This window comes from Conexibacter sp. CPCC 206217 (assembly GCF_030646165.1).
Lineage (GTDB): Bacteria > Actinomycetota > Thermoleophilia > Solirubrobacterales > Solirubrobacteraceae > Conexibacter.
Genome location: NZ_JAUTDO010000001.1, coordinates 748338 through 774280, shown reverse-complemented (window position 1 = coordinate 774280; position 25943 = coordinate 748338). Strand labels below are relative to the sequence as shown.

25 protein-coding genes, 1 tRNA gene and 1 pseudogene are annotated in these 25943 nt (G+C 72.4%); 11 read left to right on the top strand and 16 right to left on the bottom strand.

Features of this window, described 5'->3' with window-relative positions; all coding sequences use genetic code 11:
- Nucleotides 1–55: 55 nt before the first annotated feature.
- The 3 genes from Q7L65_RS03715 to Q7L65_RS03705 all read right to left on the bottom strand — a co-directional run bounded on the left by Q7L65_RS03715 (nt 56) and on the right by Q7L65_RS03705 (nt 2230).
- Nucleotides 56–505: a tautomerase family protein gene (locus Q7L65_RS03715; RefSeq protein WP_304718889.1), complete on the bottom strand. Its 450-nt coding sequence runs from the start codon at nt 503–505 to the stop codon at nt 56–58.
- Between the two features lie 394 nt (nt 506–899).
- Nucleotides 900–1658, bottom strand: coding sequence for an anti-sigma factor domain-containing protein (locus Q7L65_RS03710; protein WP_304718888.1), 759 nt, complete (start codon nt 1656–1658; stop codon nt 900–902).
- Entirely contained in the window at nt 1658–2230 is a 573-nt protein-coding gene (locus Q7L65_RS03705; RefSeq protein ID WP_304718886.1) for a sigma-70 family RNA polymerase sigma factor, read from the bottom strand. Before Q7L65_RS03705 ends, Q7L65_RS03710 begins: the two co-directional genes overlap by 1 nt.
- Before the next feature lie 165 nt (nt 2231–2395).
- On the opposite strand from Q7L65_RS03705, the gene Q7L65_RS03700 reads away from it, so the two are divergent.
- Nucleotides 2396–3085 (top strand): ferritin-like domain-containing protein, encoded by a 690-nt coding sequence (locus Q7L65_RS03700; protein ID WP_304718885.1) that lies wholly within the window; start codon nt 2396–2398, stop codon nt 3083–3085.
- 86 nt (nt 3086–3171) lie between these two features.
- On the opposite strand, the gene Q7L65_RS03695 is transcribed toward Q7L65_RS03700, so the two are convergent.
- The gene (locus Q7L65_RS03695; RefSeq protein WP_304718884.1) at nt 3172–4008 is read right to left on the bottom strand and encodes a hypothetical protein; all 837 of its coding nucleotides are present in this window, start codon (nt 4006–4008) and stop codon (nt 3172–3174) included.
- Nucleotides 4009–4023: 15 nt separating this feature from the next.
- Nucleotides 4024–4263 carry a LuxR C-terminal-related transcriptional regulator gene (locus Q7L65_RS27665; protein ID WP_370552514.1) on the bottom strand — a complete coding sequence of 80 codons (240 nt, stop codon included), beginning with the start codon at nt 4261–4263 and terminating at the stop codon, nt 4024–4026.
- A gap of 148 nt (nt 4264–4411) precedes the next feature.
- Here Q7L65_RS27665 and Q7L65_RS03690 point away from each other — a divergent pair.
- The 3 genes and pseudogenes from Q7L65_RS03690 to Q7L65_RS03680 all read left to right on the top strand — a co-directional run.
- Nucleotides 4412–4659 (top strand): annotated as a pseudogene (locus Q7L65_RS03690) (helix-turn-helix transcriptional regulator); the annotation flags it as partial.
- A gap of 102 nt (nt 4660–4761) precedes the next feature.
- Complete coding sequence (locus tag Q7L65_RS03685) at nt 4762–5253, top strand: DUF1269 domain-containing protein (RefSeq protein WP_304718882.1); 492 nt, start codon at nt 4762–4764, stop codon at nt 5251–5253.
- A gap of 67 nt (nt 5254–5320) precedes the next feature.
- Entirely contained in the window at nt 5321–6142 is an 822-nt protein-coding gene (locus Q7L65_RS03680; protein ID WP_304718881.1) for a tyrosine-protein phosphatase, read from the top strand.
- A gap of 115 nt (nt 6143–6257) precedes the next feature.
- On the opposite strand, the gene Q7L65_RS03675 is transcribed toward Q7L65_RS03680, so the two are convergent.
- Nucleotides 6258–7250 (bottom strand): metal ABC transporter substrate-binding protein, encoded by a 993-nt coding sequence (locus Q7L65_RS03675; RefSeq protein ID WP_304718880.1) that lies wholly within the window; start codon nt 7248–7250, stop codon nt 6258–6260.
- Between the two features lie 79 nt (nt 7251–7329).
- Nucleotides 7330–7806: a helix-turn-helix domain-containing protein gene (locus tag Q7L65_RS03670; protein WP_304718879.1), complete on the bottom strand. Its 477-nt coding sequence runs from the start codon at nt 7804–7806 to the stop codon at nt 7330–7332.
- Between the two features lie 61 nt (nt 7807–7867).
- Here Q7L65_RS03670 and Q7L65_RS03665 point away from each other — a divergent pair, with 61 nt between their 5' ends.
- On the top strand, nt 7868–8743 hold the full coding sequence (locus Q7L65_RS03665; protein WP_304718878.1) for an NAD(P)H-binding protein: 876 nt from the start codon (nt 7868–7870) through the stop codon (nt 8741–8743).
- Nucleotides 8744–8797: 54 nt separating this feature from the next.
- Here the strand turns inward: Q7L65_RS03665 and Q7L65_RS03660 are convergent, their stop codons facing one another.
- The 4 genes from Q7L65_RS03660 to Q7L65_RS03645 form a co-directional block, all read right to left on the bottom strand.
- Nucleotides 8798–9040 carry a DUF6411 family protein gene (locus Q7L65_RS03660; protein ID WP_304718877.1) on the bottom strand — a complete coding sequence of 81 codons (243 nt, stop codon included), beginning with the start codon at nt 9038–9040 and terminating at the stop codon, nt 8798–8800.
- 67 nt (nt 9041–9107) lie between these two features.
- The gene (locus Q7L65_RS03655; RefSeq protein ID WP_304718876.1) at nt 9108–9743 is read right to left on the bottom strand and encodes an HAD family hydrolase; all 636 of its coding nucleotides are present in this window, start codon (nt 9741–9743) and stop codon (nt 9108–9110) included.
- Nucleotides 9743–10684: a dihydrodipicolinate synthase family protein gene (locus Q7L65_RS03650; RefSeq protein WP_304718875.1), complete on the bottom strand. Its 942-nt coding sequence runs from the start codon at nt 10682–10684 to the stop codon at nt 9743–9745. The genes Q7L65_RS03655 and Q7L65_RS03650 overlap by 1 nt, the downstream gene beginning before the upstream one ends.
- A complete protein-coding gene (locus Q7L65_RS03645; protein ID WP_304718874.1) occupies nt 10681–11778 on the bottom strand; it encodes a zinc-binding dehydrogenase in 1098 nt (365 codons plus the stop codon). The genes Q7L65_RS03650 and Q7L65_RS03645 overlap by 4 nt, the downstream gene beginning before the upstream one ends.
- Nucleotides 11779–12036: 258 nt before the next feature.
- Between Q7L65_RS03645 and Q7L65_RS03640 the strand changes: the two genes are divergently transcribed.
- A tRNA-Leu gene (locus Q7L65_RS03640) sits at nt 12037–12253 on the top strand.
- A gap of 135 nt (nt 12254–12388) precedes the next feature.
- Entirely contained in the window at nt 12389–14581 is a 2193-nt protein-coding gene (locus Q7L65_RS03635) for a class I tRNA ligase family protein (protein ID WP_304718873.1), read from the top strand.
- 263 nt (nt 14582–14844) lie between these two features.
- On the opposite strand, the gene Q7L65_RS03630 is transcribed toward Q7L65_RS03635, so the two are convergent.
- The gene (locus Q7L65_RS03630; protein ID WP_304718872.1) at nt 14845–16191 is read right to left on the bottom strand and encodes a globin-coupled sensor protein; all 1347 of its coding nucleotides are present in this window, start codon (nt 16189–16191) and stop codon (nt 14845–14847) included.
- 219 nt (nt 16192–16410) lie between these two features.
- Between Q7L65_RS03630 and Q7L65_RS03625 the strand changes: the two genes are divergently transcribed.
- The 3 genes from Q7L65_RS03625 (at nt 16411) to Q7L65_RS03615 (ending at nt 19410) form a co-directional block, all read left to right on the top strand.
- The gene (locus Q7L65_RS03625; protein WP_304718871.1) at nt 16411–17613 is read left to right on the top strand and encodes a sorbosone dehydrogenase family protein; all 1203 of its coding nucleotides are present in this window, start codon (nt 16411–16413) and stop codon (nt 17611–17613) included.
- Nucleotides 17613–18503, top strand: coding sequence for an MBL fold metallo-hydrolase (locus Q7L65_RS03620; RefSeq protein ID WP_304718870.1), 891 nt, complete (start codon nt 17613–17615; stop codon nt 18501–18503). The genes Q7L65_RS03625 and Q7L65_RS03620 overlap by 1 nt, the downstream gene beginning before the upstream one ends.
- Before the next feature lie 127 nt (nt 18504–18630).
- A complete protein-coding gene (locus Q7L65_RS03615; RefSeq protein WP_304718869.1) occupies nt 18631–19410 on the top strand; it encodes an SGNH/GDSL hydrolase family protein in 780 nt (259 codons plus the stop codon).
- 38 nt (nt 19411–19448) lie between these two features.
- On the opposite strand, the gene Q7L65_RS03610 is transcribed toward Q7L65_RS03615, so the two are convergent.
- From Q7L65_RS03610 to Q7L65_RS03595, 4 genes are all read right to left on the bottom strand, one after another.
- Nucleotides 19449–20429, bottom strand: coding sequence for a CdaR family transcriptional regulator (locus Q7L65_RS03610; RefSeq protein WP_304718868.1), 981 nt, complete (start codon nt 20427–20429; stop codon nt 19449–19451).
- A 169-nt stretch (nt 20430–20598) separates the two neighbouring features.
- Nucleotides 20599–21594, bottom strand: coding sequence for a Glu/Leu/Phe/Val dehydrogenase (locus Q7L65_RS03605; RefSeq protein ID WP_304719135.1), 996 nt, complete (start codon nt 21592–21594; stop codon nt 20599–20601).
- 156 nt (nt 21595–21750) lie between these two features.
- Nucleotides 21751–23298 (bottom strand): RNA polymerase sigma factor, encoded by a 1548-nt coding sequence (locus Q7L65_RS03600; RefSeq protein WP_304718867.1) that lies wholly within the window; start codon nt 23296–23298, stop codon nt 21751–21753.
- 296 nt (nt 23299–23594) lie between these two features.
- A complete protein-coding gene (locus tag Q7L65_RS03595) occupies nt 23595–25037 on the bottom strand; it encodes a gamma-aminobutyraldehyde dehydrogenase (protein ID WP_304718866.1) in 1443 nt (480 codons plus the stop codon).
- Nucleotides 25038–25181: 144 nt separating this feature from the next.
- On the opposite strand from Q7L65_RS03595, the gene Q7L65_RS03590 reads away from it, so the two are divergent.
- Entirely contained in the window at nt 25182–25931 is a 750-nt protein-coding gene (locus Q7L65_RS03590; protein ID WP_304718865.1) for a cytochrome c biogenesis CcdA family protein, read from the top strand.
- The last annotated feature ends 12 nt before the right edge of the window (nt 25932–25943 follow it).

Below are 25943 nucleotides of genomic sequence, written 5' to 3'. Positions count from 1 at the left end.
CGCGAGTCGGGCGAGGGCGCTCAGACAGAGCTGCCTGAACGCCCTATGCGGCCGCTCAGCTCGCGGCGGCCTCCTGCTCGCGGTGGGCGGCGATCGCGCCGGCGAGCGCCTCGGCGTTCACGATCCCGCCGGCCGCGCCCCAGTTGCCGTCGGCGACCTCGTCGAGCACGACCATCACGCGCGGGGCGTCGTCGGCGCCCAGTTCGCTGTGCTCGATCACGGCCTGCGTCGCGGCCTCGACCAGCGTCTGCTTGCGCTCGGTCGTGACGGCGCCGGCCAGCACGCGCGCCTCGACGCGGAACAGCGGTCGGTCGATCGGCTGGCCACCGGCGTAGTAGGTCCCGCTCGGCTGCTCGTGCGCGCAGGCCCACGTGACGCCGCGGAAGAAGGGCGCGTCGGGCAGGTCCTCGGCGTTCATGACGGCGACGGTCAGCGCCTCAACGAGCGCGTCGCGGGCCGCGTCGGTCAGTGCGCCCTGCGGATAGGTGACGTCGATCAACGGCATCGGGGCTCTCCTCGGTTCGGCTCGGTGTGCGGGCACGAGATTAGACGCCCGCCACAGCCACCGGCGGCCGGCTTCGCGTGCCGTCTGTCACGAACCGCACGGCACGGCCGCGAACCATTCGCTACGCTGCCGCAATCCCAATGAGAAAAGGCCCGCCAATGGCGAGCCTTTTCCCGGGAGGAGAGATGTGTCTATGTGGTGGTGCTGCGATCGGTGAGGAAGCTTTTTGCCGGGTTCGCGGGCCCGGCGGGTGATTCAGTCGATCGCGTAGACACATGGTGCGCGTTCGCGTACGCCGCTTGTGTGACATCCGTCATAGAAGGGTCACCGCACGCGCCGATCGGGCATCCAAGCCTGTTGCGGCCGTCGCCTGCGATGCCCGCGGCGCTCCCGCTCAGACGCTTGCGCTGAGCAGCGGTCTCGACGTCGGCGCCGCGCTGCCGCCGGACGGCTCCTGCGTCACGAGCACCTGGTCGCCGTTGGACAGCGACTGCGGGATCGCGACCGTCGAGGAGCCGTCTCTGGCGAGCACGAAGACGGTCGACGGCTCGACGTCGCGGCCTCTGCGCATCACCCACGCCTGGTAGACGTTGCCCGCTCTGGGCTGCGGCAGGCGCGAGACGTCGAGGTGCCAGGCGCCGCCCTCGGAGATCAGCTGGCCGCGCACGTCGCCGCCGCCCACGGCCGCGACGACCGGGACGGTCGTGCGCTGCGGGCTCGTGGTCGAGTCCCCGCCGCGCACGAGGAAGCCGACCGCGAACGCGGCCGCGACGGCCGCGCCGGTCAGCACCGCCGGCAGCGCCGGCACGTGCCAGCCGCGGATCCGCTCGCGCAGCGTGCTGCGGCGGCGATGCGGCGCCGGCGCCGGGGCCGGCTCCGGCGCATGCGTACTCGCCACCCCAGCCGCCGCACCAGCCGGCTCCTGCGCGATCGCGGCCATGATGCGGCCGCGCAGCGCGGGCGGAGGTTCGAGCTGCTCGACCGAGGCCGGCAGCAGTTCGACGACGGGCGCGAGCCGGTGCAGTTCGCCGCGGCAGCGGTCGCAGCCCGCGAGGTGTCTCGCGAACGCGACGGTGTCGTCGGAGTCGAGCGCGCCGATCGCGTACGCGGCGAGGTCTTCGTCCCAGCGGCTGTGGTCGTCTGCCACGTTCATCAGATCGCCTCGTCCATGCTGGTCCGCATCTTCTCCAGCCCCAGCCGCATCCGTCCCTTGATGGTGCCGAGCGGCACCTCCAGGAGGTCCGCGATCTCCCTGTGCGTGAAGCCGCCGAAGTAGGCGAGCCCGAGCACCTGCGACTGATCCTGCGGCAGCTCCTGCAGCGCGCCGCGAACGACGCGGGCGCGCTCGCGCCGCAGCGCCTCGCCGTCGGTCCGCTCGGGGCTCTCCTGGCTCTCCAGCGCCGCGTCGTCGTCGTAGTCCAGCCGCGGGGCGCGCGAGGCCGTGCGGCGCAGCGCGTCGATCGCGCGGTTGCGCAGGATCGCCAGCACCCATGAGCGGACGCTGCCGCGCGTCGGGTCGTAGCGGCCGCCCGCGCGCCAGATCGACACGAACGCCTCCTGCGTCACGTCCTCGGCCGTCTGCCGATCGCCCATGATCCGGAACGCCAGCGAGTAGGCGGCGCCGCCGTGGCGGTCGTAGAGGACCTCCAGCGCGCGCGCCTCGCCATCCTGCACGAGCGTCATCAGCTCCTCGTCGGCGAGGCGTTCGACGCTTTGACGCTTCACGTGGCGGGGTGCTGGGCCGTGGGGCGCATCGACCGGTATTCGCGCCGTGGCGCGCTTTGGATCACCGCGCGGGCGAATTCGTCCGTTCTCGCACGTCCAGTGATCCGCCTTTGCGAGCGCTGCGCAAGGGAAGCCCGGTAGGAAACCTTCGGAAGGAGCACCACCGTGAAGCCACAGCTGACCGATCTGATCTCGCTCGAGACGCTCGATCGTGATGGCGCGCTGCGCGAGCAGGAGGCAGCGGTCGCCGGCGACACGCGCGCAGACCTGTTCCGCAAGGCCGGCATCGCCGGCGGCACGCTGATCGCCAGCGGCGTCCTGTTCGGCGGAATGCCCGCGCTCGCCGGCGCGGCCAAGCCGTCGAAGAAGCAGGACACCGCGATCCTGAACTACGCGCTGACGCTCGAGTATCTCGAGGCGGCCTTCTACAAGGAGGCGCTGAAGGCGAAGTTCTCCGGCGACCTCGGCAAGTTCGCGACGCTCGTCGCCGCTGACGAGGCCGCGCACGTGAAGGCGCTCAAGGGCGTGCTCGGCAAGTCCGCCGTCAGATCGCCGACGTTCGACTTCGGCGACACGACCTCCAACGAGGCGAAGTTCCGCGCGACCGCGTTCGCGTTGGAGACGACGGGCGTCGCCGCCTACTCCGGCCAGGCGACGAACATCAAGCAGGTCCCGATCATCAGAGCGGCCGTCTCGATCCTCACGATCGAGGCCCGTCACGCGGGCGCGATCGCCGCGCTGAACGGCAACATCGCCGGCAGAAGCGGCGTCACGCCGAACGGCCCGTTCGACGTCGCCTACTCGATGAGCAAGGTCCTCGGGATCGTCAGAGGCACCGGCTTCATCACCGGCTGACCCAGGCCAGCAGCTTGCAGGGGTAGTGCCGCACGGGGAGGGCGCAGGGATGCGTCCTCCCCGTGGTGTTTCGCGGTCGCGCTCGCTCAGACGGAGCGCCGCGCGCGCCCCAGCGGCACGAGCGTGAGCGCGGTCACGAGCAGGCCGCCGACGATCGCGCCGAACGCCCACGGGCGCAGGCCGTCGGTGTAGACGTCCCAGATCGCGGCCGCCGCGTCGCGCGCCTGCGCGGCGCTGACGCCCACGCCGGCTTCGACGCGGTCGAGCCCGAGCGACTGGCCGATCGACAGCAGCCCCAGCAGCAGGACGCCGGCGATCAGCGCGCCGATCCCCAGCAGTCGCAGCACGCTGCGGCGGTCGGTCGCGAGCAGCAGCGCGCCGACCAGCGCGACGAGCGCGAGCGGCGGCGCGATCCCCGCGAGCGTGTCGGCGCCGTCGGCGATCCGGTGGGTCGCGGAGCCGAGCGTGTCGGCCTGCAGCGTCAGCAGCCGCTGCGAGGCACTCGCGCTGAGGACGGCGCCGAGCTGCGGATCGATCGCGTCGAACGCCGGAATCACCTCGCCGAGCCGCAGTTGGGCGCTGTCGCCGCTGCGCGCGTCGGCGTGGAACAGCACGCGGTTGAACTCCGCCGCGGCGCGCCGGAACGAGCGCCGGAAGACGCGCGTGTCGATCACGCGGTCGACGATCCGCTCGATCTGCTCGCGCGACATCATCCCGTCGGGGACCTGCCGCTGCACCTGCGTCGTGATCTCCTGCTCGACCGCGAGCCTGACCGGTGCGCGATCGAGCGCCTTCAGCGCGTTCGCGGCGAACGGCTGACGCGCGACGACCTCGTCGCGCACGTGCAGCGAGACGACCCCGACGAGCCCCAGCACGACCGCCGCGACGGCGAGCAGGCTGGCGAGGAACTGGCGACCGGTCACCCGAGCAGTATCGCGTCAACGCTCCCAGGCACCACCGCCGAGCAGGCCCAGTTCGCGGGCGCGGGCGATCGCCTCGGGGCGCGTGCCGACGCCGAACTTGCGGTAGATCGCGCTGACGTCGGTCTTGACGGTGTTGGCGGAGACGCCCAGCTCCGACGCGATCTCGCGCCAGCACGAGCCAGCCGGGCACGCGCAACAGCTCCGCCTCCGCGGCGGCTGCCGCGGTCTCCAACCGGGCCAGCTCCGCCTCCGGATCGCCGGGCGTGCCGGCCGCGGCGAGCCATGCCGAGGGGATCCGGACGGCGAGGGCGGTGAGAGGGGCGGGGGCGTGCGCGGGCAGCCGGCCGCTCGTTCGCGGGTGAGCTGCTGGAGCTGCTGGAAGCGCGACGGGATGCGTCCGCTGGCCCTGCCGGAGCCGCTCAGCGAGCGCGAGGAGGCGGTCCTGCGCGCCTGCCGACGATGATGTCCAACCGCGAGATCGCGAGCGAGCTGTACGTCTCCGTCAACACGGTCAAGACGCACCTGAAGCACATCTACCGCAAGCTCGACGCGAGCGACCGGCGCGCCGCCGTACGCCGCGCGCGCGACCTGCGACTGCTGAGCCCGCCGCGCGAGCCGCTCGCGACGGCGACGGCGATCACAGTCGGCTGACGGGCGCCGGCGCTCGCATCACCCGATCGGGGTGACGGCCGCTCACCCGTCGCGCCATAGGATCGGCGCGACGACTGTCGACGACCGAGGAGGACCGACCCGATGGCGACCCTGAGCGTATGGAGATTCCCCGATGCGGCCGGCGCGGACAACGCCGTCGCGACGCTGAGAGACCTTGCGAAGCAGGAGCTGATCCAGATCCACGACGCCGCCACGGTCGAGTGGGAGGTCGGCAAGAAGAAGCCGAAGACGAGACACCTCGCCGACATGACCGGCGCCGGCGCGCTCGGCGGCGCGTTCTGGGGCTTCCTCTTCGGCCTGATCTTCTTCGTCCCGCTGCTCGGGCTCGCGGTCGGCGCGGCCGCCGGCGCGCTCGGCGGCTCGATGGCGAACGTCGGGATCGACAAGGACTTCATCGAAAGAGTCCGCGAGGAGATCAGACCCGGGAGATCGGCGCTGTTCGTGCTGACCTCAGGCGCGGTCGTCGAGCGCGTGCTCGACGCGTTCAGAGGCAGCGGGGCGGAGCTGATCCAGACGAACCTGTCGTCCGAGCAGGAGGCGCAGTTGCGCGACGCGTTCGAGGAGGACCGCTGAGCGCAGTCCCCTTCCAGTCGCTGCGGGCCGCCGCCCGCAGCGGCCGCGTCGATAATCTCGGCAGCCCGTGCCGATCGCAGACGACCGCTCCACCACTCGCCCCGCCCCGCCGCTCGCCGCGCTGCCCAACCTGCGCGACGCCGGCGGGCTGCCGACGCGCGACGGCGGCCACGTGCGCACGGGGCTGCTCTACCGCTCCGGCCAGCTGGACCGGATCGCCGGCGAGACGCGCGCCGCGTTCGCGGCGCTGGGCGTGCGGACGGTCGTCGACCTGCGCACCGGGGCCGAGCGCGACGAGCGGCCCGATCGCGTGCCGCGCGGCACCCGCCAGCTCGTCGCCGACGTGCTCGGCGACAGTCGCGGCGCCGCCCCGGCGCAGCTGCCGCAGCTGATCCGCAACCCGCCGCGGGTCGCGCAGGCGGTCCGCTCGGGGATCGTGCAGCAGCTGTTCGAGCGCACCTACCGCGGCTTCGTCACGCTGCCGAGCGCGAAGGAGGCGTACGCCCGCCTGTATCGCGCGATCGCCGACTCGCGCGACGACGAGCTGCCGCTGCTGTTCCACTGCACGGCCGGCAAGGACCGCACCGGCTGGGCTTCGGCCGCGCTCCTGCTGCTGCTCGAGGTGCCCGACACCACAGTGCTGGAGGACTTCATGCTGAGCGACCGGCTCGCGCTGCGGGGCTTCCAGCCGCTCGTGGACCGCTTCGTCGAGCGCGGCGGCGACCCCGACGTGCTGCATCCGATCCTCGGCGTCGAGCCGGCCTACCTCGCCGCCGGCCTCGACGAGCTGGAGCGCCGCCACGGCACCGTCGAGGCCTGGTTCGCCGACGCGCTCGGCCTCGGCGAGAAGCTCCAGACGCGCCTGCGCGAGCGGCTCGTCGCGCGTTAGAGCCTGTCTCAGGCTGAGGGCGAGCGGTCCTGCGCCTGGCTCGTCGTGCGTCAGCCGGTCTCAGAGCCTCTTTCAGAATGAGGCCGCGTCGGCGGCCTCATTCTGAAAGAGGCTCTCAGAGCCCCGGCAGCGGGCAGCCGCGGGCGCCGTCGGTGAAGCCGCGCATGATCGCCTCGGCGTTGTGCGCTTCCATCCCGATGTACGTCGCCGCGTCGGAGTCCTCGGGGCCGAGCGTGTCGCCGTAGAGCTGGTACTCGGCGCTGACGCCGGTCTCGTCGGCCAGCGCGGACGGCAGCTTGCTGTTGCTGCCCGACTCGGGGAAGACCGCTCTCACGCCCTCACGCCGGATGATCGCGGCGAGGTCGGCGACGTCCCCTGCCGACGGCTGCGCCTGCGTCGTCAGCGACGGGATCACCGCGCCGACCAGCTCGATCCCGTAGCGGTCGGCGAAATAGCCGAGCGCGTCGTGGTCGGTGACGAGCTTGCGCTGCGACGCGGGCACGCTGGCGAGGCATCTGCCGATGCCGGCGTCGAGCGCTCTGAGCTTCGCGACGTAGGCGGCGGCGTTGCGCGCGTAGGCCGCTCTGCCGGCCGGGTTGGCGCGTGTCAGCGCATCACGCACGAGCGCGGTCGCGGCTTCGACGTTGGTCGGGTCGTGCCACCAGTGCGGATCGGTGCCGCCGCGGTCGTGGCCGTCCTCGGCGCGATCGTGTCCGTCGCCCTCGTCGTGGCGCTGGACCGGCAGGCTCGCGGCGACGTCGACGACCGTCGGATCGCTGCCGGAGTCGTCGACGACGCCGTCGATCCAGCCGTCGAGCCCGTCCCCGCTCGCCAGCACGACCGGCGCCTTCGCGACCGCGACGACGTCGTGCGGTCGCGGCTCGTAGTCGTGCGGATCGCTGTTGGCGCGCAGCAGCTGCTTGACGCTGACGGCGTCGCCGCCGACTTCCCGTGCGATGTCGCCCAGCACGGTCGTCGTGGCGACGACGTCGACGGATCCGTCAGGACCCACGCTGCGCGCGTCGTCGCCGGTCGAGCTTCTGCAGCCCGCGAGGCCGGCGACGACGATGCCCGTCAGCGCGACGAGGCGAAATCGCGAACGGGGCACCGTCACAGCCTACAGCGCGATGGGAACTGTTCTCGTCTGAGCATTTCTAACCCTTTACCTGAGGGTTAGATCCGGTCCCTCAATCGCCTGTGGTGACGGCGATCTCGTCCTCACGTGCGTCGTAGTCCGCGCGCGCCGCGGCGACGTCGTCGCGATGGGCGTACGACCAGCGGGCGAGCTCGGCCAGCGTCGCGTGGAGGCTCCGTCCCAGCTCCGTCAGCTCGTAGTCGACGCGTGGCGGCACCGTCGGGAAGACCGTTCGCGTCACGAGGCCGTCGCGCTCGAGGCCGCGCAGCGTGCGCGTCAGCATCCGCTGCGAGACGAGGCCGATCGCCCGCTTCAGCTCCATGAAGCGCAGCGGGCCGTCGCCCAGCAGCGTGATCGCGAGCACCGACCACTTGTCGCCGATGCGGTCGAGCACGTCGCGCACCGGGCAGGTGCCGTCGAGCGTTTCGAACACGCTTGCCGCTGTGCCGGGCGCGGCCGTCAGCGGGGGCGGAGCGGTCGGGTCGGTTACCGCCGTGTCACCGGCGGACATCGCAGTGCCGTCTTGCATGACTCCTCATGGTGACGGATGATGAGGTCGGTATCAAACAGTAACCAAGGAGCTTGAGTCGATGACCACGATCGCGATCGCTGGAGCGAGCGGCCCGCTCGGCCGCGGCGCCGCCGAGCAGGCGCTGAAGACGACCGCCCCCGAGCAGCTCGTCCTCGTCACCCGCGACCCCGCCAGACTGGCCGACTTCGCGGCCCGCGGGGTGCAGGTGCGCAGCGGCGACTTCGACGCGCCTGAGACGCTCGCGAGCGCCTTCGCCGGCGTCGAGAAGCTGCTGCTGATCTCGACCGACGCGGTCGGGCGGCGGACCGCCCAGCAGACTGCCGCGGTCGGCGCGGCGAAGGCCGCCGGCGTGCGCCACGTCGCCTACACGTCGGTGCCGAACCCGAGCAGCGAGCACCCGACCGGCATCCTCGCCGCCGAGCACTTCGCGACCGAGGAGGCGCTCAGAGCGAGCGGTCTCGCGTGGACGTTCCTGCGCAACGCGCTCTACGTCGACATCCAGGCGCAGGGCTGGGCGCACGCCGTCGCGACCGGGCAGCTCGTCACCAACGCGGGCGCCGGCCGTACCTCGTACGTCACGCGCGCCGACTGCGCGGCGGCGGCCGGGGCGATACTCGTCAGCGACGGCCACGAGGGACAGGCCTACGACGTGACGGGACCCGAGTTGCAGAACGCAGACGACGTCGCCGCGACGCTCAGCGCGGTCAGCGGCAGAGCGGTCGAGGTCGTCCAGGTGGACGACGAGGCGTTCGTCGCCGGCCTCGTCGCGGGCGGCGTGCCGCAGGAGATGGCTGCGGTCTACGCCGGCTTCGGCACGGCGATCCGCGAGGGCCTGCTGGAGACGCAGACCGACGTCGTCGAGCGGCTCACCGGCCGAGCGCCGACGTCGGTGTCGGCGTTCCTGACGGAGCACCGCGAGGCGCTGGTCGGCTGAGCCCGACCGACAGCCGCTCGCGCGCTCGCAGCGCGAGCGGCTGCCGTCAGGCGCTCAGAGCGGCAGCTTGCCGCGGCCCTGTCGGCCGGCTGACGCGCTCTTGTTCGTCGCCTTGCGCGACGTCTGGAACGGCTTCTGCAGCCAGTGGCCGAGCTTGCCCGGCGCGACCGCGGCGCCCTTCTGACCGGCGCCGAGGGTCGCGTCGACACCTCGCTGCGGATGCCGCGACAGTCGCGGCAGCAGGAAGGCGAGCACCAGCAGGACGATGCAGATGACGATGATGCCGGCGATCAACATGGTGTGGGAGCTACCCCTGGGTGGGACGGGGCATGCGCGATCCGCCCCGCTCGCGCCGGGCGCGGACTCAGGCCGCGGCCGGCATGTCCAGCCGCACGAGGCTGCTGATCTCGTCGGGCGTCTGCAACTGGACGGCGTTGCCGGGGCGGGGGCCGTAGCCCCAGGCGGCGTGCAGGAAGCGCATGCCGGCGTGTCTGGCGGCGGCGCAGTCGACGTCCATGTCGCCTATGAAGATCGCCTCGTCGACCCCCGTGCGCGCCTCGTCGGCCGCGATCAGCAGCGGCCACGGCGACGGCTTGCCGGGGTGTTGGGACTCGGGCGTCTGGACCGTCTCGAACGGGACGTCGAACTGCGACAGCGTCCAGTAGGTCTGCGGCCGCGCCTTCGACGTCACGACGCCGAGCTTGACGCCGGCGACCGCGAGCTTCGCCAGCGCCGCCTCCACGCCGGGGAAGGCCGGCACGCGCGGCGCGGTGCGCAGCGCGGTCGCGCGGTAGACGCGTTCGATCTGCTCCGCCTCGTCCGCCAGCCCGAGCCGCTGCATGATGTCGGCGAACGGGCGGCCGATCTCGCGGAAGTAGGCGGCGAAGCCGACCGTCACGCCGAGGTCGCGCTGCACCGCCTCCCACGCCTCTTGCATCGCGTCGCGCGAGTCGACCAAGACACCGTCCAAGTCGAATAGAGCGAGACGACAGCCGGTCATCAGACGATCGCCAGCTCGCGCATCGCCGCCAGCACCTCTTCTCTGCGGATCGGATCCAGCGGCGTCAGCGGCAGGCGCGTCGCCGGCGAGGCGATCACGCCCTTCGCGAAGAGGATCTCCTTGTAGCTGCGGATCCAGCCGTTCTTCGCCGTGATGCACGGCGAGACGGCTGGGACGACCTCGCGCAGCAGGACCGTCCGCGCGCCGTCCACGTCACCGGCCTCGAACGCGCGGTGCACGCGCGAGATCGCGCTCGGGTCGACGTTGCTCCAGCCGACGGTGCTGCCGATCGCGCCGTGGCGCAGCCCCATCAGCAGCATGTTCTCGTCCCCGACGAGCGCCTCGACCGCCGGTGCGCCCGCGCGCATCGCCGCGACCTTCGCCGGGTCGACGATCGACATCTTGACGTAGCGGATGTTCGCCGCCAGCTCGTTGAGGCGCCGCACGCGCTCGACGCTCAGCTCGATTCCCGCTCCGCCGTCGTACGCCATCACGGGCAGGTCGATCGCGTTCGCGACGGCGACGAAGTGGGCCTCGGTCGAGGCGGCGGTGTGGTCGAAGTAGTAGGGCGGCTGCAGCATCACGCCCTCGCCGCCGAGCGCCTGCGCATGCTTGGCGAGCGCGATCGAGACGCTCGTGGCGCTGTTGCCGACGCCGTAGGTGATCGGCACGCGCCCGCCGACGACCTTCGCCAGCGTCGTCATCAGCTGCGCCTGCTCGTCGATCGACAGCGTGAAGAACTCGCCGGTCGTGCCGAGCCCGACGATCCCGTCGATCCCGCCCTCGATCACGTGGTCGACGAGCGACGCGAGCGAGCGCTCGTCAACGTCGCCGTCGTCGGTGAACGGGGTCAGCAGCAGGACCTGGGCGCCTATGGGACGTGTCGAGTGGCTGGGGCTGGGCGAGTGGGGACCGTCTCCATTGCCGAACGCGGAGCTCATGTGAACGTGACCATCGCCTTTCCTGCAGCACGGACGGTGAACAGCTCGCTCGGGTCGGCGAGCGCGTCGAAGCGGTGGACGTCGGTGATCGCCCGCGCCAGCTCGACGCTCGTGGACGCGACCAGCGCGATCGCCGGGTCGAAGTCCTCGTAGAAGGTCTCGCCGCTGCCGATCACGCGCAGGTCGCGCAGGCAGATGTCGCTCGGCTTGATCGCGATCTCGCCGAGGTCGGCGAAGTTGCCGATCTCCACGAGCGTTCCGCTCCACGCCAGCAGCTCCAGCCCGCTCTTGAACGCGGCTGGGGTGCCGGCCGCGTCGACGACGAGCGGGAAGCCGCCGCGCGCGAGCGCCAGCTCCGCCGCCTCCTCGACCGACGCCGCCGTCGCGAAGCCGAGCTGGGCGGCGAGCGCGCGCCGCGTCGGGTCGTACTCGACGACCGTCACGGCGCCGCCGGAGGCGTGGATCGAGACCGCGGAGCAGAGGCCGATCACGCCGAAGCCGAGCACCAGTCCGCCGAGTCCGGCCGGGACGTAGCGCGGGCCGTACGCCTTGCGCAGCGCGCTCAGCACGCACGCCATCGGCTCGGCGAAGACGACCCGCGCGGGCGCGAGCCCCTCCGGCACGCGGAAGACGCGCGTGCCGGGCAGCAGCTGCATGTACGGCGAGAAGCCGCCGGTCAGGCCGTCGCCGGTCATCGTCAGGCCGTAGCAGGGGCGGTCGAGGCAGCGGCCGTCGCCGAGGCAGCCGGCGCACTCGCCGCACGGCACGCCGGGCGCGATCAGCACGCGATCGCCCTCCGCCAGCGCATCCGGCGAGCTGCAGACGAGCGCGTGGTCGGCCGGCAGCCGCTCCAGCCGGCCGATCACCTCGTGTCCGAGCAGTTGCGGCAGCGGCACGTCGATCTTGCCGGCCCAGATGTGGTGATCGGTGCCGCAGACCCCGGTCGTCTCGACGCGCATGAGCGCGCCGGCAGCCGGCAGCGGACGATGGGCGACGGCGATCGCGCCAGGGCCGTGCAGTTCGAACACGCGAACGGATGCGTGGGGGCGCTGCTCGGCAATCGGGTCGACGCTCGTGGAACTGAACGATGACATGGTTAATTTCACCTCGGCAGGGCCGGATGACTAAGGTGCATCCATGGATGGCAAGCCGCCTGATCCCCCTTCGAGGACGACTTGCGAGCCAGCCTACAGGCACCCTCCGGGCGTTGCAAGACGGAGCTGTTTGCAAGCAGCGACGTCCGCTTGTCCGCGCGAAAACAGGCGCTAATTGACTTCGGTCGAGCGGCGTGCCTATACTCGCTTCGAGCCGACCGGGGGACTCGGCGCGGCTCATACGTTGCAGCAGATCGAGCGTCCGTAGCTCAACTGGTCAACGGTAAACTCAATAGACCCGTGCGCTGAGGCAGGCGCCAGCCTTCAAGCCGAAGGGATCGAGACCAAATCTTCCCCGTTTCGGTGGCTGAAGCCGCGAAAGCGGCCCCTGTCTGGGCGCACATCGTCGAACAGTTTGCTCAAGAGCTCCAGGTTTAGGGCCTGGAAGATGCGGGTTCGAATCCCGTCGGGCGCATTCAACGTTGTTCGTAAAGTTGTGTCATGTAGTTCACGAATCCGAAGATTCAACGTTCACCGTCGGGAGCGGGATGCCACGCCCGCTCGGCGTGCGGTGGTGAAGCTGCCAAGCCAGGCCGAACTTGGGGGGACGATGGCCTCACAGAGCGTCACGCCGGACTACACGCCGGCAGCGATCGAAGCACGGTGGCAGGAGGCATGGCGCGAGGCGGGCGCCTTCCAGACACCGCTGCCGCGCGAGGGGGAGAAGCCGGCCTACATCTTCGCCGCCTGTCCGTTCACCTCGGGCAGCGCGCACATGGGCCACATCCGCAGCTACTCGATAAGCGACGCGTACGCGCGCTACCTGCGCACGCGCGGCCGCAGCGTGCTGTTCTCGATCGGCTTCGACGCCTTCGGCCTGCCGACGGAGATCGGCGCGATCAAGAACCAGCTGACGCCCGACGAGTGGGTCCAGCAGTGCCGCGTGCGGATGCGCGAGCAGTTCGACCGGATGGGCTACTCGTTCGACTGGGAGCGCGAGTGGGTCACGAGCGAGCCCGAGCTCTACAAGTGGACGCAGTGGCTGTTCCTGCTGTTGCTGAGAGAGGGCCTCGTCTACCACTCCGAGGGCCAGGTCGACTGGTGCGACAACTGCAAGACCGTGCTCGCAAGCCTGCAGGTCGAGGACGGTGCCTGCTGGCGATGTCACGAGCCGACGCGGCTCGTCGAGCGCTCCCAGTGGTATCTCGGCATCAGCCGCTACCTCGAGGAGAACGAGCGCGGGATGGAGCTGCTCGGGGGCTGGAACCCGGCTGCGGTCGGCGCCCAGAGAACGATGCTCGGACGCGTCGACGGCGTCGAGCTCGACGGCGCCACGCTCGACGGCCTGCAGCTGACCGTCTTCACGCCGCACGTCGACGCGATCGAGAGAGCTGAGTTCGTTGCCGTCTCGCCCAGCCACCCGGACATCGACGAGTGGATCGTCGACGACGAGGTCCGCCGGCAGGTCGCGCGGATCCGCAGCGGCGGCATCGCCCGCGACGAGCGCGGCGCCGACAACGTGCCGGTCGTCGACAGCGGCCGCACGCTCGGGATCGCCGGCTACAGAGATCCGCTGCCGGTGATCGTGACGCCGGCCGTCGACTCCCGCTTCGGCCGCACCGCGGTGCTCGGGATCCCGTCGGTCGACCGCACCGACGCGGCGATCGCGAAGCGGCTGAGAGCGGCCTCCTCGCTGTTCGCCTGGAAGCTGCCGCCCGGCCCGCCGCGTGTGCGGGAGTCGGCCCGCTACAAGGCGCGCGACTTCCCGATCTCGCGTCAGCGCGCGTGGGGCGCGCCGATCCCGCTCGTCCACTGCGACACGTGCGGGACCGTCGCGGTGCCGGAGGATCAGCTGCCGGTGCGGCTGCCCGACGACCTGCGCCCGACCGGCGAGGGCAACGTGCTGGCGCAGCGCGAGGACTTCGTCGCGGCGAGCTGCCCGCAGTGCGGCGGCGACGCGCGGCGCGAGACCGACACGCTCGACTGCCACGTCGACGGCCTGTGGCAGTGGCTGCCGTTCTCCGTCCCGGCCGACGGCCGCGAGCAGACGATGTTCGACCACGACGAGCTGAGACGCTGGCTGCCGGTGCACCAGGTCGTCTGGGGCGCCGACGGCGGCGGTTCGATGTTCGACCAGCGGATGACGGCGAAGGTGCTGCGCGACGTCGGCGTGCTGCCGCACATCGAGCAGGGCGAGCCGCACGAGCGCGTGCTGATGCACGAGATGGTCCATCTCGACGGTCGCAAGATGAGCAAGCACCTCGGCAACGTCGTCGACCCGGACGAGCTGCTCGCCCGTGTCGGCGCCGACACCGTGCGGCTCGCGGTCCTGTACGCCGCCGCGCCGACCAACGTGCTGACCTGGACCGATCAGGCGCTGCAGTACTGCCGCCGCTGGCTCGTCGCCTTCTGGACCTACGCGCTGCCGCGGATCGAGGGCGCCGGCGAGCTGCCCGAGCCGGATCCCGAGGAGGGCGCGGCGAAGCTGCGCACGCGGCTGGAGGGCTGGCGCGGGGTCGCGCTGAAGCGGATCACCGAGAACTACGACGGCCTCGAGACGCACCGCGCCGCGCGCAACGTGATGACGCTCGTGGAGCGCATCAGAGACTTCGAGCAGCGCGTGCTGAAGCAGCAGGGGGAGCTGACCGCGAGCGACACGGCGGCGCTGCAGGGCGCCCTGCTGACCGCGATCCAGTGCCTCGCGCCGCTGGCGCCGCACGTCGCGGAGGAGCTGTGGGAGGCCACCGGCCAGGAGGGCCTCGTCGCGCTCGCCCCGTGGCCCGAGCAGGTGGAGACGACCTAGCAGCACAGACCTAGCCCCAGCGAGGGGGAGAGGCGGGCGTCGCCTGGTTACGACGCCCGACCGTTGGACGCGAAAGCGTCTTGCACGATGCGACGCGCCAGCTTGGGCCAACCCGCCCGCCTCGCGCGTCGCACAGCGCCTGGAGTGGCGCGTCCGGTTCGGGGGAGCCGGGCGCGCCGCTTGGCGCCTGCCGTCAACGCGTGACAGCCCCGCATGCGGGACGCAGGCATCGCGGTTCGGTGCTCAGCGCCGCGGCTCGCCGCTCACCGTCTCGCGTCGGCGATCAGCGTGCGCGCATCGTCGAGCGAGCTGCCGAGCGACTCGCCGAGCGCACCGAGCCGCTCGGCCATGCTCGCGACCTGTTGCGAGACGCCGGTCAGCTCGTCGGCCGAGCGCGAGACGTCCTCGACGCCGCCGACGATCTCGCCGAGCGAGCCGGCGGTCGAGCCGATCGCGTCGTTGATCGCGTCGAAGCTCTCGCGCGCGTGGCCGGCGTGGCGCTCGACGACCGAGACCTGGTCGCCCGTCTGCGCGACGGCGCCGCTGACCGACTCGATCGCGGCGAGCGAGTTGGCGTTCAGCTGCGTGATGTCCTGCAGCGCGGAGCGGGTGCGGTCGGCGAGCCGGCGCACCTCCTCGGCGACGACGGCGAAGCCGCGGCCGTGCTCGCCGGCGCGTGCGGCCTCGATCGCGGCGTTGAGCGCGAGCAGGTTCGTCTGGTCGGCGATCTCGCGGATGCCGGTCACGAGCGTCGAGATCTCGCGTGTCTGCTCGGTCAGCGCCGCGATCTGCTCGGAGATCTGCTCGACACCCTCGCGCATGTCGGTCACGGCGCTGTCGGTGCCGCTCGTCGTGAGCGCCCCGCCGCGCGCCTGCTCGACGCTCTGCGCCATCAGCTCGTTCGCGCCGCTCGCGCGCTCCGCGATGCCGGTCGAGGTGAGGCTCAGCTGCGTCGCGGAGGCGAGCGACTGCTGCGCGGCGGCGGCGAGCGACTGCGAGACGCTCGTCACCTGGCGCTGCTGCTCGGAGACGTGCAGCGTCTGCTGCTCCAACTGCTGCACCAGCGCGACGGTGTGGTCGCGCGCGTCGATGAACGTCTGCGTGACGACCGCGACGTCGGCGGTCGTGAGCTTGCGGTAGGCCATCAGCGCCTGCACGAGCTGCTGCGGGTCGTCGGCGTGGCGCTGCACCAGCCACGGGATCGCGATGCCGTCGAGCCGCAGGACCGCGCCGATGAAGGCGCCGATCGGCAGGTCGATCGTGTCGTGCACGACGCCGATGCGGACGATCTGCTGGACGCGCGCGGCGCCGTACTCACCCGACCAGAGGCCGCGGAAGTACTGCTTCAGCGTCTGCGCGAGCCGCTCGATGCTCGAGTGCTGCTTGATGATCGCGCGCAGCTCGGGCTGTGCCAGCACGTGCGCGTAGAACGAGTCGGGCAGGCCTTCGATCAGCGCCGCCGGCGGCTGCGAGTCGGCCAGCAGCCGCAGGTCGGTGCGGTTGAGCAGGCAGAAGGCGAGGAGGTCGTTCCAGCGGGGGTCGCCGACCTCCAGCGGCGCGCCGCTGGTGGCGGGCGCGGCTGTGAGGGCGGCGAGCGGGGCGATGGACATCTTGGCGGCGATCCTTCTGGTCAGACGGCGTGGGAGGCGTGCGCGGGCTCGTCGGTGGCCTCTCCCGTGTGGTCGGCGGCGGACGCGGCTCCTTGACGCGCGCTCGCCCGGAGGTCCGTACGCGAACGCAGGCGACGACACGCCTCGGCGGGCCGGTCCGCGCGATCTGGCATCCTCGGAGGAGTGCACCGACGCACGCGCTTGACGAGCCTCCTCGCCATGGTCGCGCTTGGCTTCCTGTTGACCGCCTGCGGCGACACGCCGGCGAGCCAGACGACGACCGCTGCCCGCGAGGACGGCGGGGGGCAGACGACGTCCGCGCAAGCCGCTCCGGCCGCGCGCTCAGGCGTGAGACTGACGCGGATCGGCAGCTTCGACGGCCCCGTCTACGTGACGCAGGCCCCGGGCGACAGAAGCCGGCTGTTCGTCGTCGAGCAGGAGGGGCGGATCCGCGTGATCCGAAACGGCAGAACGCTGAAGGCGCCGTTCCTCGATCTGACCGACCGCGTCCGCAGCGGCGGCGAGCAGGGTCTGCTGTCGGTCGCGTTCGCGCCCGACTACCAGCGCAGCGGTCGCTTCTACGTCGACTACACCGACCGCGACGGCGACACGCGCGTCGTCGAGTTCAGAAGAGGGGCGACGCCGGATCGCGCGAACCGCGGCAGCGCGCGCCAGGTGCTGTTCCAGGACCAGCCGGAGTCCAACCACAACGGCGGGCTGCTGCTGTTCGGCCCCGACGACAAGCTCTACATCGGCTTCGGCGACGGCGGTGGCGGCTACGACCACCATGGGCCGATCGGCAACGGCCAGAACCTCAGGACGTGGCTGGGGAAGCTGCTGCGGATCGATCCGCGCGCGAGCGGCGGCAGACCGTACTCGGTGCCGGCCGACAATCCCTTCGTCGGGCGCGCCGGCGTGCGGCCGGAGATCTGGTCGTGGGGCCTGCGCAACCCGTGGCGCTTCTCGTTCGACCGCAGCACGGGCGATCTGACGATCGGCGACGTCGGCCAGGACCGCATCGAGGAGGTCGACTTCGTGTCCGCCGGCAGAGCGCCCGGTCCCGGCGCCGGCGTCAACTTCGGCTGGCGCGCGTGGGAGGGCACGAGCCGCAACGACCGGAGACAGAGCCCGCGCGGCGTCGTCTTCCCGGTGCTGGAGTACAACCATGACGACGGCGGCTGCTCGGTCACCGGCGGCTATGTCGTGCGCGACCCGCGGCTGCCCGCGCTCGACGGCCGCTACGTCTACGCCGACTACTGCCAGACGCCGCTGAGAAGCGCCAGGCTGCAGGTCGGCAGAGCGACCGACGCGCGCCCGCTCGGGCTCGACGTGCCGGGCGTCACGTCGTTCGGCGAAGATCTCGCTGGTCGCGTCTACGTCGTCGCGCAGAGCGGGCCGGTCTACCGGCTCGACCCGCGCTGATGGCGAGCGGCGCGGAGCAGCCAGAGGCGGCCGCGAGCGGACGTGCGGACCGCGCCGGCGACGAGCGCGCCGCCGCGCAGCGATTGCTCGCCCGTCGCGAGGTCGCGCTCGTGCGCGCTGACAACCCCGGTCCGTTCACGCTGGAGGGCACGAACAGCTGGATCGTCGGACGCGATCCGGCGTGGGTGATCGATCCCGGACCCGCGCTCGACACGCACCTCGACGCGCTCGCGCGGGAGCTGTCCGCACGCGGCGGCCTCGGCGGGATCGCGCTCACGCACGACCATCCCGACCACTCCGAGGCGGTCGCGCCGCTGCTGGCGCGCTGCGGACCGGCGCCGGTCGCGGCGGCGCGCGGCGCTGTCGACCTGCTGCTGGGCGACGGCGACATGGCCGGGCCGCTGACGGTCGTCGCGACGGCCGGCCACGCGCCGGATCACCTCGCCTACGTGCTCGGCGAGATCGGCTTCAGCGGTGACGCCGTGCTCGGCCGCGGCAGCTCGCTGCTGATCCCCGATCCCGGTGCGCTCACCGGCTACCTGACGGGGATGGAGCGGCTGCGGGAGCTGCACCTCGCGCTGCTCGCGCCCGGCCACGGGCCGCTCGTGACCGAACCCGACGCGAAGCTGCAGCAGTACGTCGCGCACCGGCTCGAGCGCGAGCGGATGGTGCTCGACGCGCTCGTGCGCGGGCTGCGCACGGTCGACGAGCTGCTCGACGACGTCTGGGCGGATGCGCCGCCGCAGTTGCGCGGAGCGGCCGCTGTCACGCTCGCCGCACACCTCGACAAGCTCGCCGACGAGGGCCGGCTGCCGGCCGGCGTGGAGCGACCGCCGTGGCCGATCCCGCTCGGCGGCGTCGGGCGCGAGGCGCTCGGTCCGGAATCTTGAGCGAATCGCACAGTTGACCGCTCCAACTTTGTCGAGTGGTGCAGAGACGCGGCCCCGGCACTGAAGTAGCGTCACTTCCGAGGGCTGGCCCGGGCAGGCCGAAATCGCAGCAGGAGGGGAGAATCACATGCGAAAGGTCTTTCGGGGCCTGGCGCCGCTGGCGTGTGCCGCGGTCGTCTTCGGGGGTGCCGGCACGGCGTCGGCAGCCGACCGCTACGTCGCGCTCGGCGACTCGTACTCGTCGGGCACCGGCACGGCGTCGTACACGCTGGACTCGGGTTGTGAGCGCGGCAGATACGCGTACCCGTATCTGGCGGCTACGCAGCGGCCCAACACCGACCTCGTCTTCGTCGCGTGCAGCGGAGCGACGACCGACGACGTGATGGCGAACCAGATCTCGTCCGTCACAGCCGCGACGAGACTCGTCTCGATCACGATCGGCGGCAACGACGCCGGCTTCACGAGCGTCGTCACGGCGTGCGTGACCATAGGCTGCTCGTCGGCGATCACGACGGCGAACAACTACATCAGAAACACCCTGCCGGGCAAGCTCAACACCGTCTACGCCGCGATCCAGAGACAGGCTCCGGGCGCGACGGTCGCGGTGCTCGGCTACCCGCGCCTGTTCAGCACGTCCAGCTGCGCGGGCACGACCGGCATCGACGCGAGCGAGCGCACGCAGCTGAACGCGCTCGCGGACCTCGCCGACACGACGATCGCCGGCCGCGCGGCGGCGTACGGCTTCTCGTACAGAAGCGCGATCTCGTCGTGGACCGGGCATGCGATCTGCTCCGGCAGCGCGTGGCTGAACGGGCTCAACATCTTCTCGATCGGTGAGTCGTTCCATCCCAACAGATCGGGCCACAGCAGCGGCTACACGCCGCTGGTGCGGAGCGTGATCGGTTAGGCCGGTCGGCCAGGCCGGTGGCGGCGCGCGTACGCCGCTCAGCCGCGGCCGCTTGCTGACGCGTCACCGAGGCGACGCGCACGGAGGGCCAGTTCGAGCTCGAGCCGGCCCTCCGCGCCGTCCATCCGCGGTCCCAGCAGGCTGCGCAGCCGCCCGAGGCGGTAGCGGACCGTCTGGGCGTGCACGTGCAGTTCCTGCGCCGCCGCAGTCGCCGCGCCGCGATGGCGCAGCCACGCGTCGAGCGTCTGCAGCAGCCGCGCGCGCGTCGCGGCGGGCACGGCGGCCAGCGGCGCGAGCGCCTCGTCGGCGAGCGCGGCCGCGAGCGCCGGCGCCCCCAGCAGCAGCAGGTCGACGCGATGGTCGGCGGCGACGACGAGCGCTGGTGTGCGGTCGCTGACGAGCGCGAGCGCGAGCCGCGCCCAACGGGCCGACTCGGCCGCCTGCGCCAGCTCGACCGCCGGGCCCAGCGCGGCGTGGACGTCGTGCAACCGCGCGCGCAGCCCCGCCTCGCAGCCGGGACCGTCGGCGTCGGGGACGATCGCGTAACCGACCCCGTCCACGCGTGCGACGAGCGCACCGGCCGCCAGCCGGCCCGCGATCCGCTCGGCCGACTCGTGTTCGAACGCGATCACGGCGACGCGCGGGGCGCTGTCACGGCGCGCGAGCGGCGCGTCGCCGTGCCGGTCCGCGGGCGAGGCGCTCGGGCGCGGAAAGTCGCCCGCAAAGTCGCCGGGCGTCGAGGCCACGACGGAGCGATCCCATCCTGCTGCCGCCGCGATCGCGCGCAGCTCCTCCGGCGCGGGCGCCGGCATCCGCACGAGCGCGGCGACGAGCCGCCGCCGGCGCGTGTCGTGGTCGGAGCCGGGCGCGGCCTGCTCGAACGCGAGGCCGTCGGCCGAGGCCGCGGAGATCTGCTCGAGACAGGCGAGGATCGCGTCGCCGAGCGCGTGCAGCGTCTCGACCGCCGGCTCCAGCCGTGCGGCCACCTCCGGCCCGTGCACATCCCGGGGCGCGCTCACACGCGCCGTCTGGCTCAGCCCTGCGCTGTTCCTGCCTGCGGCAGGCCGCCCCTGATCCACGTCTCCTCGCCCCTTCCCCAACCCCGCCCACGACCGTACCGGATCGGGGACGGGCGCCGCGAAGGGTGCGTCAGCGCTGGAGCGAGCGCGGCCCGCGCCAGCGGCGCGATCAGGAGGCGCGCGCGGCGGCCGCGGCGGCCGCCAGCCGCTGCTCACCGAGCGCGACGGCGGCGGCGAGCGGGGTGGTCCGCTCGGCGTCGGCGGCGGCGAAGATCTCGGCGAGTGTGTCGCCGATCGCGCGCACGCGTCTGCGCGCGAGCCCGGCGTCGTAGCCGGACGGCTCGAACTCGACGGCGATGTTGACGATCCCGCCGGCGTTGACGACGAAGTCCGGCGCCCACACGATCTCGCGCGCGGCGAGCTGCGCGGCGACGGCGTCGGTCGCCAGCTGGTTGTTGGCCGCGCCGGCGATCGCGCGGCAGCGCAGGCGCGGGACGATCGCCTCGTCGAGCTGGCCGCCGAGCGCGCACAGCGACAGCACGTCGACGTTCGCGGTGAGCGCTCTCGCGGGCGTCGTCCAGCGCGCGCCGAGCCGCTCCGCGAGCACGCGCTTGGCGGGGTCGACGTCCGCCAGCACGAGTCTCGCGCCGGCTCTCGCGCAGCGCTGCGCGACGCGCGAGCCGACGTGCCCGAGACCGACGACGGCGACCGTGCGGCCTCTGAGCGACGCGTCCCCGAACGCCTGCGCGCAGGTCGTTCTGATCGCGGCCTCGACCCCGAGCGCGGTGAACGGGCTCGGGTCGCCGGAGCCGCCGCGGCTGGTCGCGAGGCCGCAGACGTGCCTCGTCGCCTGCGCGATCATGGGCATGTCGCGGCTGCCGATGCCGACGTCCTCGGCGGTCACGTAGCGGCCGTCGAGCTGGTCGACGGTCTCGCCGAAGTCCAGCAGCGCGTCGCGGCGGCGTCTGCCGGTCAGCCGCGTGCCGGGCGGCAGCGCGATCACGCCCTTGCCGCCGCCGAGCGGCTGGTCGGCGCAGGCGGCCTTGTAGGTCATCGCGCGCGCGAGCCGCAGCGCGTCGCGGACGGCGAGCGTCGGATCGTCGTAGGTCCACACGCGGCAGCCGCCGAGCGCCGGCCCGAGCACCGTCGAGTGGACGGCGACGATCGTCGGCAGGCCCGAGCGCGGTCCGCGCCGGACGTACAGCTCCTCGTGGTCCAGCGGTGGCAGCAGCGGGTCGATGGCGGCGACCCTACCGGACGGGTCGGCGCGCCCGCTCAGCCGCGGATCGGCGTGCCGACGGGACCGCGCAACGGCGCCGGCTCAGCCGCCGGGCGGCAGCGTGTTCGCCGGCGTCGAGCCGGCGCCGCCGGTCGTCGACGGCGTCGCGGGCGGCTGCGGGGCGCCGGCGGCCGGTGTGCTCGGCGCTGCCGGCGTGCTGCCTGCACCAGCCGGCGGGGTGCTGCCGGTCGGGCCGCTGGCGGTGCCGGTGGCCGGTGGCGGGGCCGCCGTCGTCGGCGCGGTGGTCGTCGGCGTCGTGCTCGTGCCGGTGCCGGTGGTCGGCTCGGTCGTGGCGGTCCCGTCAGGCGTCGCCGGATCCGTGACGGTCGTCGGCTCGTCGGCGATCAGCTCGTCGGAAGGGGCGGCGGCACCGCCGTTGCCGCTGCCCTTGGAGACGACCGCATCGGCCGGCACCGACGGACGCACGATCGAGACGACGGTTCCGCTCGGCTCGTGCGAGGCGCGCAGCTTGACGGCCTTCGCGGTCGCGGCCGCGCCGGCGGGTCTGGAGTCGCGGACCGTCGCGGAGGCGCCCGCGGTCGACGGCGCCGAGGCGGCCGCCGGGCGCGCCTGGACCGACGCGGCCGCCGCCAGCAGCGGCTCCTGCTTCGGTCTCGGCACTCTGACGACGATCGCGGCAGGCTTGGAGGACGGCGGGCTGAGCGTGCGCTTGACCTCGACGGCGCCACCGCCCGCGACGACGGCCGCGGCGACGACGGCGGCGACATGGCCGGCCGTCACGACGGTCCCGCCCGCGGCGGCACCACCTGCGACGGCGGCCGCACCGCCCGCGGCGGCGCCGGCACCTCCGCCTGCGGCGGCGGTCGAGCCGGCGGCGGCACCGCCGCCGCCGATCCCCAGCAGCTTCGCCAGCACGGCGACGGGGCCGAGCGCCGGAGTCAGCGCGGCGAACCGCTCGCGCATCGTCTTCAGCTCTCTCTTGTACGCGCGGCAGCCGGCGCAGTCGTGCAGATGGCGGCGCGCGAGGCCGCTGGCGCGCACGCCGCGGTCATGCGCGCCGACGAGCTCCTCGCGGATCTCGACGCAGGCCGTGTCGCGCGCCTCGGCCGCCTGGGCGAGGCCCATGCGGGCGCGCACCAGCAGGGACTTGACGGCGGGCACGGTCACGTCGAGCGCCGCCGCGAGGTCGGCGTACGACATCCCGACGATCTCGCGCATCAGCAGGGCGGAGCGCTGTTGCTCCGGGAGCCGCCTGACGTCCTCGACCAGCCGCCGCAGCGACTCGCGCTGCTCGGTCTCGGCGATCGGATCGCTCTCGGGCGGCCGGATCTGGTCGAACATCTCCGGCGGCGGCGGCGCGGGCCGGCGCAGTTCGTCGATGCAGCGGTTGTGCGCGACGCGGTAGAGCCAGGCGCGCAGCGAGACCTCGCGGTCGTTGGCGCGCAGCGCTCCGTACGCGCGCACGAAGACGTCCTGCAGCGCATCTTCGGCGTCCTGCCTGGAGCCCGACAGCATCTGCCGGGTGTAGGCGAACAGCCGCGCACGGTAGCGGTCGTGGATCGCCCGGAAGGCGTCCTCGTTGCCCTGACGGAAGAGCTTTACGAGCTGCTCGTCCGAGCGCAGGCGCAACAGGGGGCCGACGGAAGGACGTGTGCGCTGACGCGTACGGCCTGCCGTGGCTGGAATCGAAGAGGCTTCCACAGATTCGCTCCTACCCGTTCAACGGGGCTCGTGGCGCAAAGTTGCTCACAAGCCCCGCTGATCGGGTTGGTAGTGGGAAACGTACTCGATCTTCAAGACGCTTCCCGTCGCTCTCATCGATCTTTAACTAGCCGCTGGGCGGATTTTGTGACAGCTCGCGGACGAATTTCTTCTTGCGCTGACCAGATATGTCTGGTGCGTCGCGTTTCGCGAGCGTCTGCGCGTCAGCTCTCGATGTTCGCCATCACGTGCTTGATCTGCGTGTAGTCCTCGAAGCCGTAGAGGCTCAGGTCCTTGCCGTAGCCGGACTGCTTGAAGCCGCCGTGCGGCATCTCCGACACGAGCGGGATGTGCGTGTTGATCCAGACGCAGCCGAACTTCAGCGCCTTCGACATCCGCAGTGCGCGGCCGACGTCGCGGGTCCAGACCGACGAGGCGAGCCCGTACGGCGTGCCGTTGGCCCACTTCAGCGCCTCGTCCTCGTCGGTGAAGCGCTGGACGGTCACGACCGGGCCGAAGATCTCGCGCTGGATCAGCTCGTCGTCCTGCTGCAGGCCGGCGATCACGGTCGGCTCGTAGAAGAAGCCGGGGCGATCGGGCTGCTGGCCGCCCGTGACCACCTCGGCATGGCTCGGCGTGCGCTCGACGAAGCCGGCGACGCGCTCGCGCTGGCGCTGCGACTGGATCGGGCCGAGCGTCGTGTCGGGCGCGCGCGTGTCGCCGAGGACCAGGTTCTTCGCCTCCGAGGAGAGCCCGGCGACGAAGTCGTCGTGGACCTTCGCGCCGACCAGCACGCGCGTGGCGGCGGTGCAGTCCTGTCCGGCGTTGTAGTAGCCGGCGCCCGCGATCGCCTCGTAGGCGGCCTCGACGTCGGCGTCGTCGAAGACGACGACCGGCGCCTTGCCGCCGAGTTCGAGGTGGACGCGCTTGAGCGTGTCGGCGGCCGCCTTCGCGATCCACTTGCCGGTCTCGACCGAGCCCGTCAGCGAGACCATGTCGACCTCGGGATGCGTCACGAGCGTCTGGCCGGCCGGGTCGCCGTGGCCGGTGATCACGTTCAGCACGCCGGGCGGCAGGTGCTCTGCCGCCAGCTCGGCCAGCCGCAGCGTCGAGACCGGGGTCGTCTCGGCCGGCTTCAGGACGATCGTGTTGCCGGCCGCGAGCGCCGGGCCGATCTTCCAGCCGGCCATCATGATCGGGTAGTTCCACGGCGCGATCTGACCGACGACGCCGATCGGCTCGCGCCGGACCATCGACGTGTGGCCGGCCATGTACTCGCCGGCCGACTTGCCCTCCAGCATCCGCGCCGCGCCCGCGAAGAAGCGCAGGTTGTCGACCAGCACCGGGATCTCGTCGGACTTGACGGCCTCGAGCGGATGACCGGCGTTGTCAGCCTCCAGTTCGGCCAGCTCGTCGGCGTGGGCCTCGATCGAGTCGGCGATCTTCAGCAGCGCGAGCGAGCGTTCGCCCGGCGTCTGGTCCGCCCAGCCGTCGTACGCCTCGCGCGCGGCGCCGACGGCACGCTCGACGTCCGCCGCGCCCGACAGCGGCGCGGTCGCGATCTGCTCGCCGGTCGCCGGGTTGAGGACCGGCTCGGTCTGGCCGTCGGCCGGATCCACGTGCCGGCCGTCGATGAAGTTGCGAAGCGTGCGCACGGCAGTGGCCATCGTGTAGTTCCTCTCGTCTGGACGCTGGCCGCAACGTACCACCGGTCAAACGGCCCCAGAGCACGAATCGCAGGGCCCGATTGCACCGCCGTGTACACCCCGCGCCCGGCGCCCCGGCGTCACGCGCGAGTACCCTTGGCGGCGATGGTGGATCCTGCTTCCGGCGTCGGCATCCCACTCGCCCTCGCGGCGGGTCTCGTGTCGTTCCTGTCGCCGTGCGTGCTGCCGCTCGTGCCCGGCTACATCTCCGCGGTGGCCGGCGTCACGCCGGAGCAGGCGCGCGCCGAGGGCAGCGGCACCTTCCGCGTGCTCGGCCCGAGCCTGCTGTTCGTGCTCAGCTTCTCGACGATCTTCATCATGCTCGGGCTCGGCGCGACCGCCGTCGGCGCGACGCTGCAGGATCACCGCGAGACGCTCGAGAAGGCCTCCGCGGTCACGATCATCGCGATGGGCCTGTTCTTCGTCGCGGCCCCGTTCGTGACGAGACTCAACCGCGAGTTCCACGTCGGCGGCCTGATGGCGCGCGCCGGCCGCGGCGGCCCCGTGATCGCCGGCGCCGCCTTCGCGATCGCCTGGACGCCGTGCATCGGCCCGACGCTCGGCGCGATCCTCAGCGCCGCGGCGCTGACGGACTCGGCCGGCCGCGGCGCGCTGCTGCTGGCCTTCTATTCGGCGGGGCTGGCGATCCCGTTCCTGCTGACGTCGATCGCCTTCGGTCGCATGACGACGGCGTTCACGTTCGTCAAGCGCCACTACGGCGCGGTGATCGCCAGCGGCGGCGTCGTGCTGATCGCGATGGGGATCCTGATCTGGACCGGCGAGTTCTTCCGCCTCAACGCCGAGGCGCAGAACCTGCTGAACAACCTCGGGCTGGACTTCTGGAATTCCGTTTGAGAGGAGCAGCCA

Excerpts from the sequence above, each read along its gene's own strand:
- Q7L65_RS03715 (WP_304718889.1), bottom strand. The coding sequence starts at position 505 with ATGCCGTTGATCGACGTCACCTATCCGCAGGGCGCACTGACCGACGCG.
- Q7L65_RS03710 (WP_304718888.1), bottom strand. The coding sequence starts at position 1,658 with ATGAACGTGGCAGACGACCACAGCCGCTGGGACGAAGACCTCGCCGCG.
- Q7L65_RS03685 (WP_304718882.1), top strand. The coding sequence starts at position 4,762 with ATGGCGACCCTGAGCGTATGGAGATTCCCCGATGCGGCCGGCGCGGAC.
- Q7L65_RS03670 (WP_304718879.1), bottom strand. The coding sequence starts at position 7,806 with ATGCAAGACGGCACTGCGATGTCCGCCGGTGACACGGCGGTAACCGAC.
- Q7L65_RS03665 (WP_304718878.1), top strand. The coding sequence starts at position 7,868 with ATGACCACGATCGCGATCGCTGGAGCGAGCGGCCCGCTCGGCCGCGGC.
- Q7L65_RS03660 (WP_304718877.1), bottom strand. The coding sequence starts at position 9,040 with ATGTTGATCGCCGGCATCATCGTCATCTGCATCGTCCTGCTGGTGCTC.
- Q7L65_RS03655 (WP_304718876.1), bottom strand. The coding sequence starts at position 9,743 with ATGACCGGCTGTCGTCTCGCTCTATTCGACTTGGACGGTGTCTTGGTC.
- Q7L65_RS03650 (WP_304718875.1), bottom strand. The coding sequence starts at position 10,684 with ATGAGCTCCGCGTTCGGCAATGGAGACGGTCCCCACTCGCCCAGCCCC.
- Q7L65_RS03645 (WP_304718874.1), bottom strand. The coding sequence starts at position 11,778 with ATGTCATCGTTCAGTTCCACGAGCGTCGACCCGATTGCCGAGCAGCGC.
- Q7L65_RS03635 (WP_304718873.1), top strand. The coding sequence starts at position 12,389 with ATGGCCTCACAGAGCGTCACGCCGGACTACACGCCGGCAGCGATCGAA.
- Q7L65_RS03630 (WP_304718872.1), bottom strand. The coding sequence starts at position 16,191 with ATGTCCATCGCCCCGCTCGCCGCCCTCACAGCCGCGCCCGCCACCAGC.
- Q7L65_RS03625 (WP_304718871.1), top strand. The coding sequence starts at position 16,411 with ATGGTCGCGCTTGGCTTCCTGTTGACCGCCTGCGGCGACACGCCGGCG.
- Q7L65_RS03620 (WP_304718870.1), top strand. The coding sequence starts at position 17,613 with ATGGCGAGCGGCGCGGAGCAGCCAGAGGCGGCCGCGAGCGGACGTGCG.
- Q7L65_RS03615 (WP_304718869.1), top strand. The coding sequence starts at position 18,631 with ATGCGAAAGGTCTTTCGGGGCCTGGCGCCGCTGGCGTGTGCCGCGGTC.
- Q7L65_RS03595 (WP_304718866.1), bottom strand. The coding sequence starts at position 25,037 with ATGGCCACTGCCGTGCGCACGCTTCGCAACTTCATCGACGGCCGGCAC.
- Q7L65_RS03590 (WP_304718865.1), top strand. The coding sequence starts at position 25,182 with ATGGTGGATCCTGCTTCCGGCGTCGGCATCCCACTCGCCCTCGCGGCG.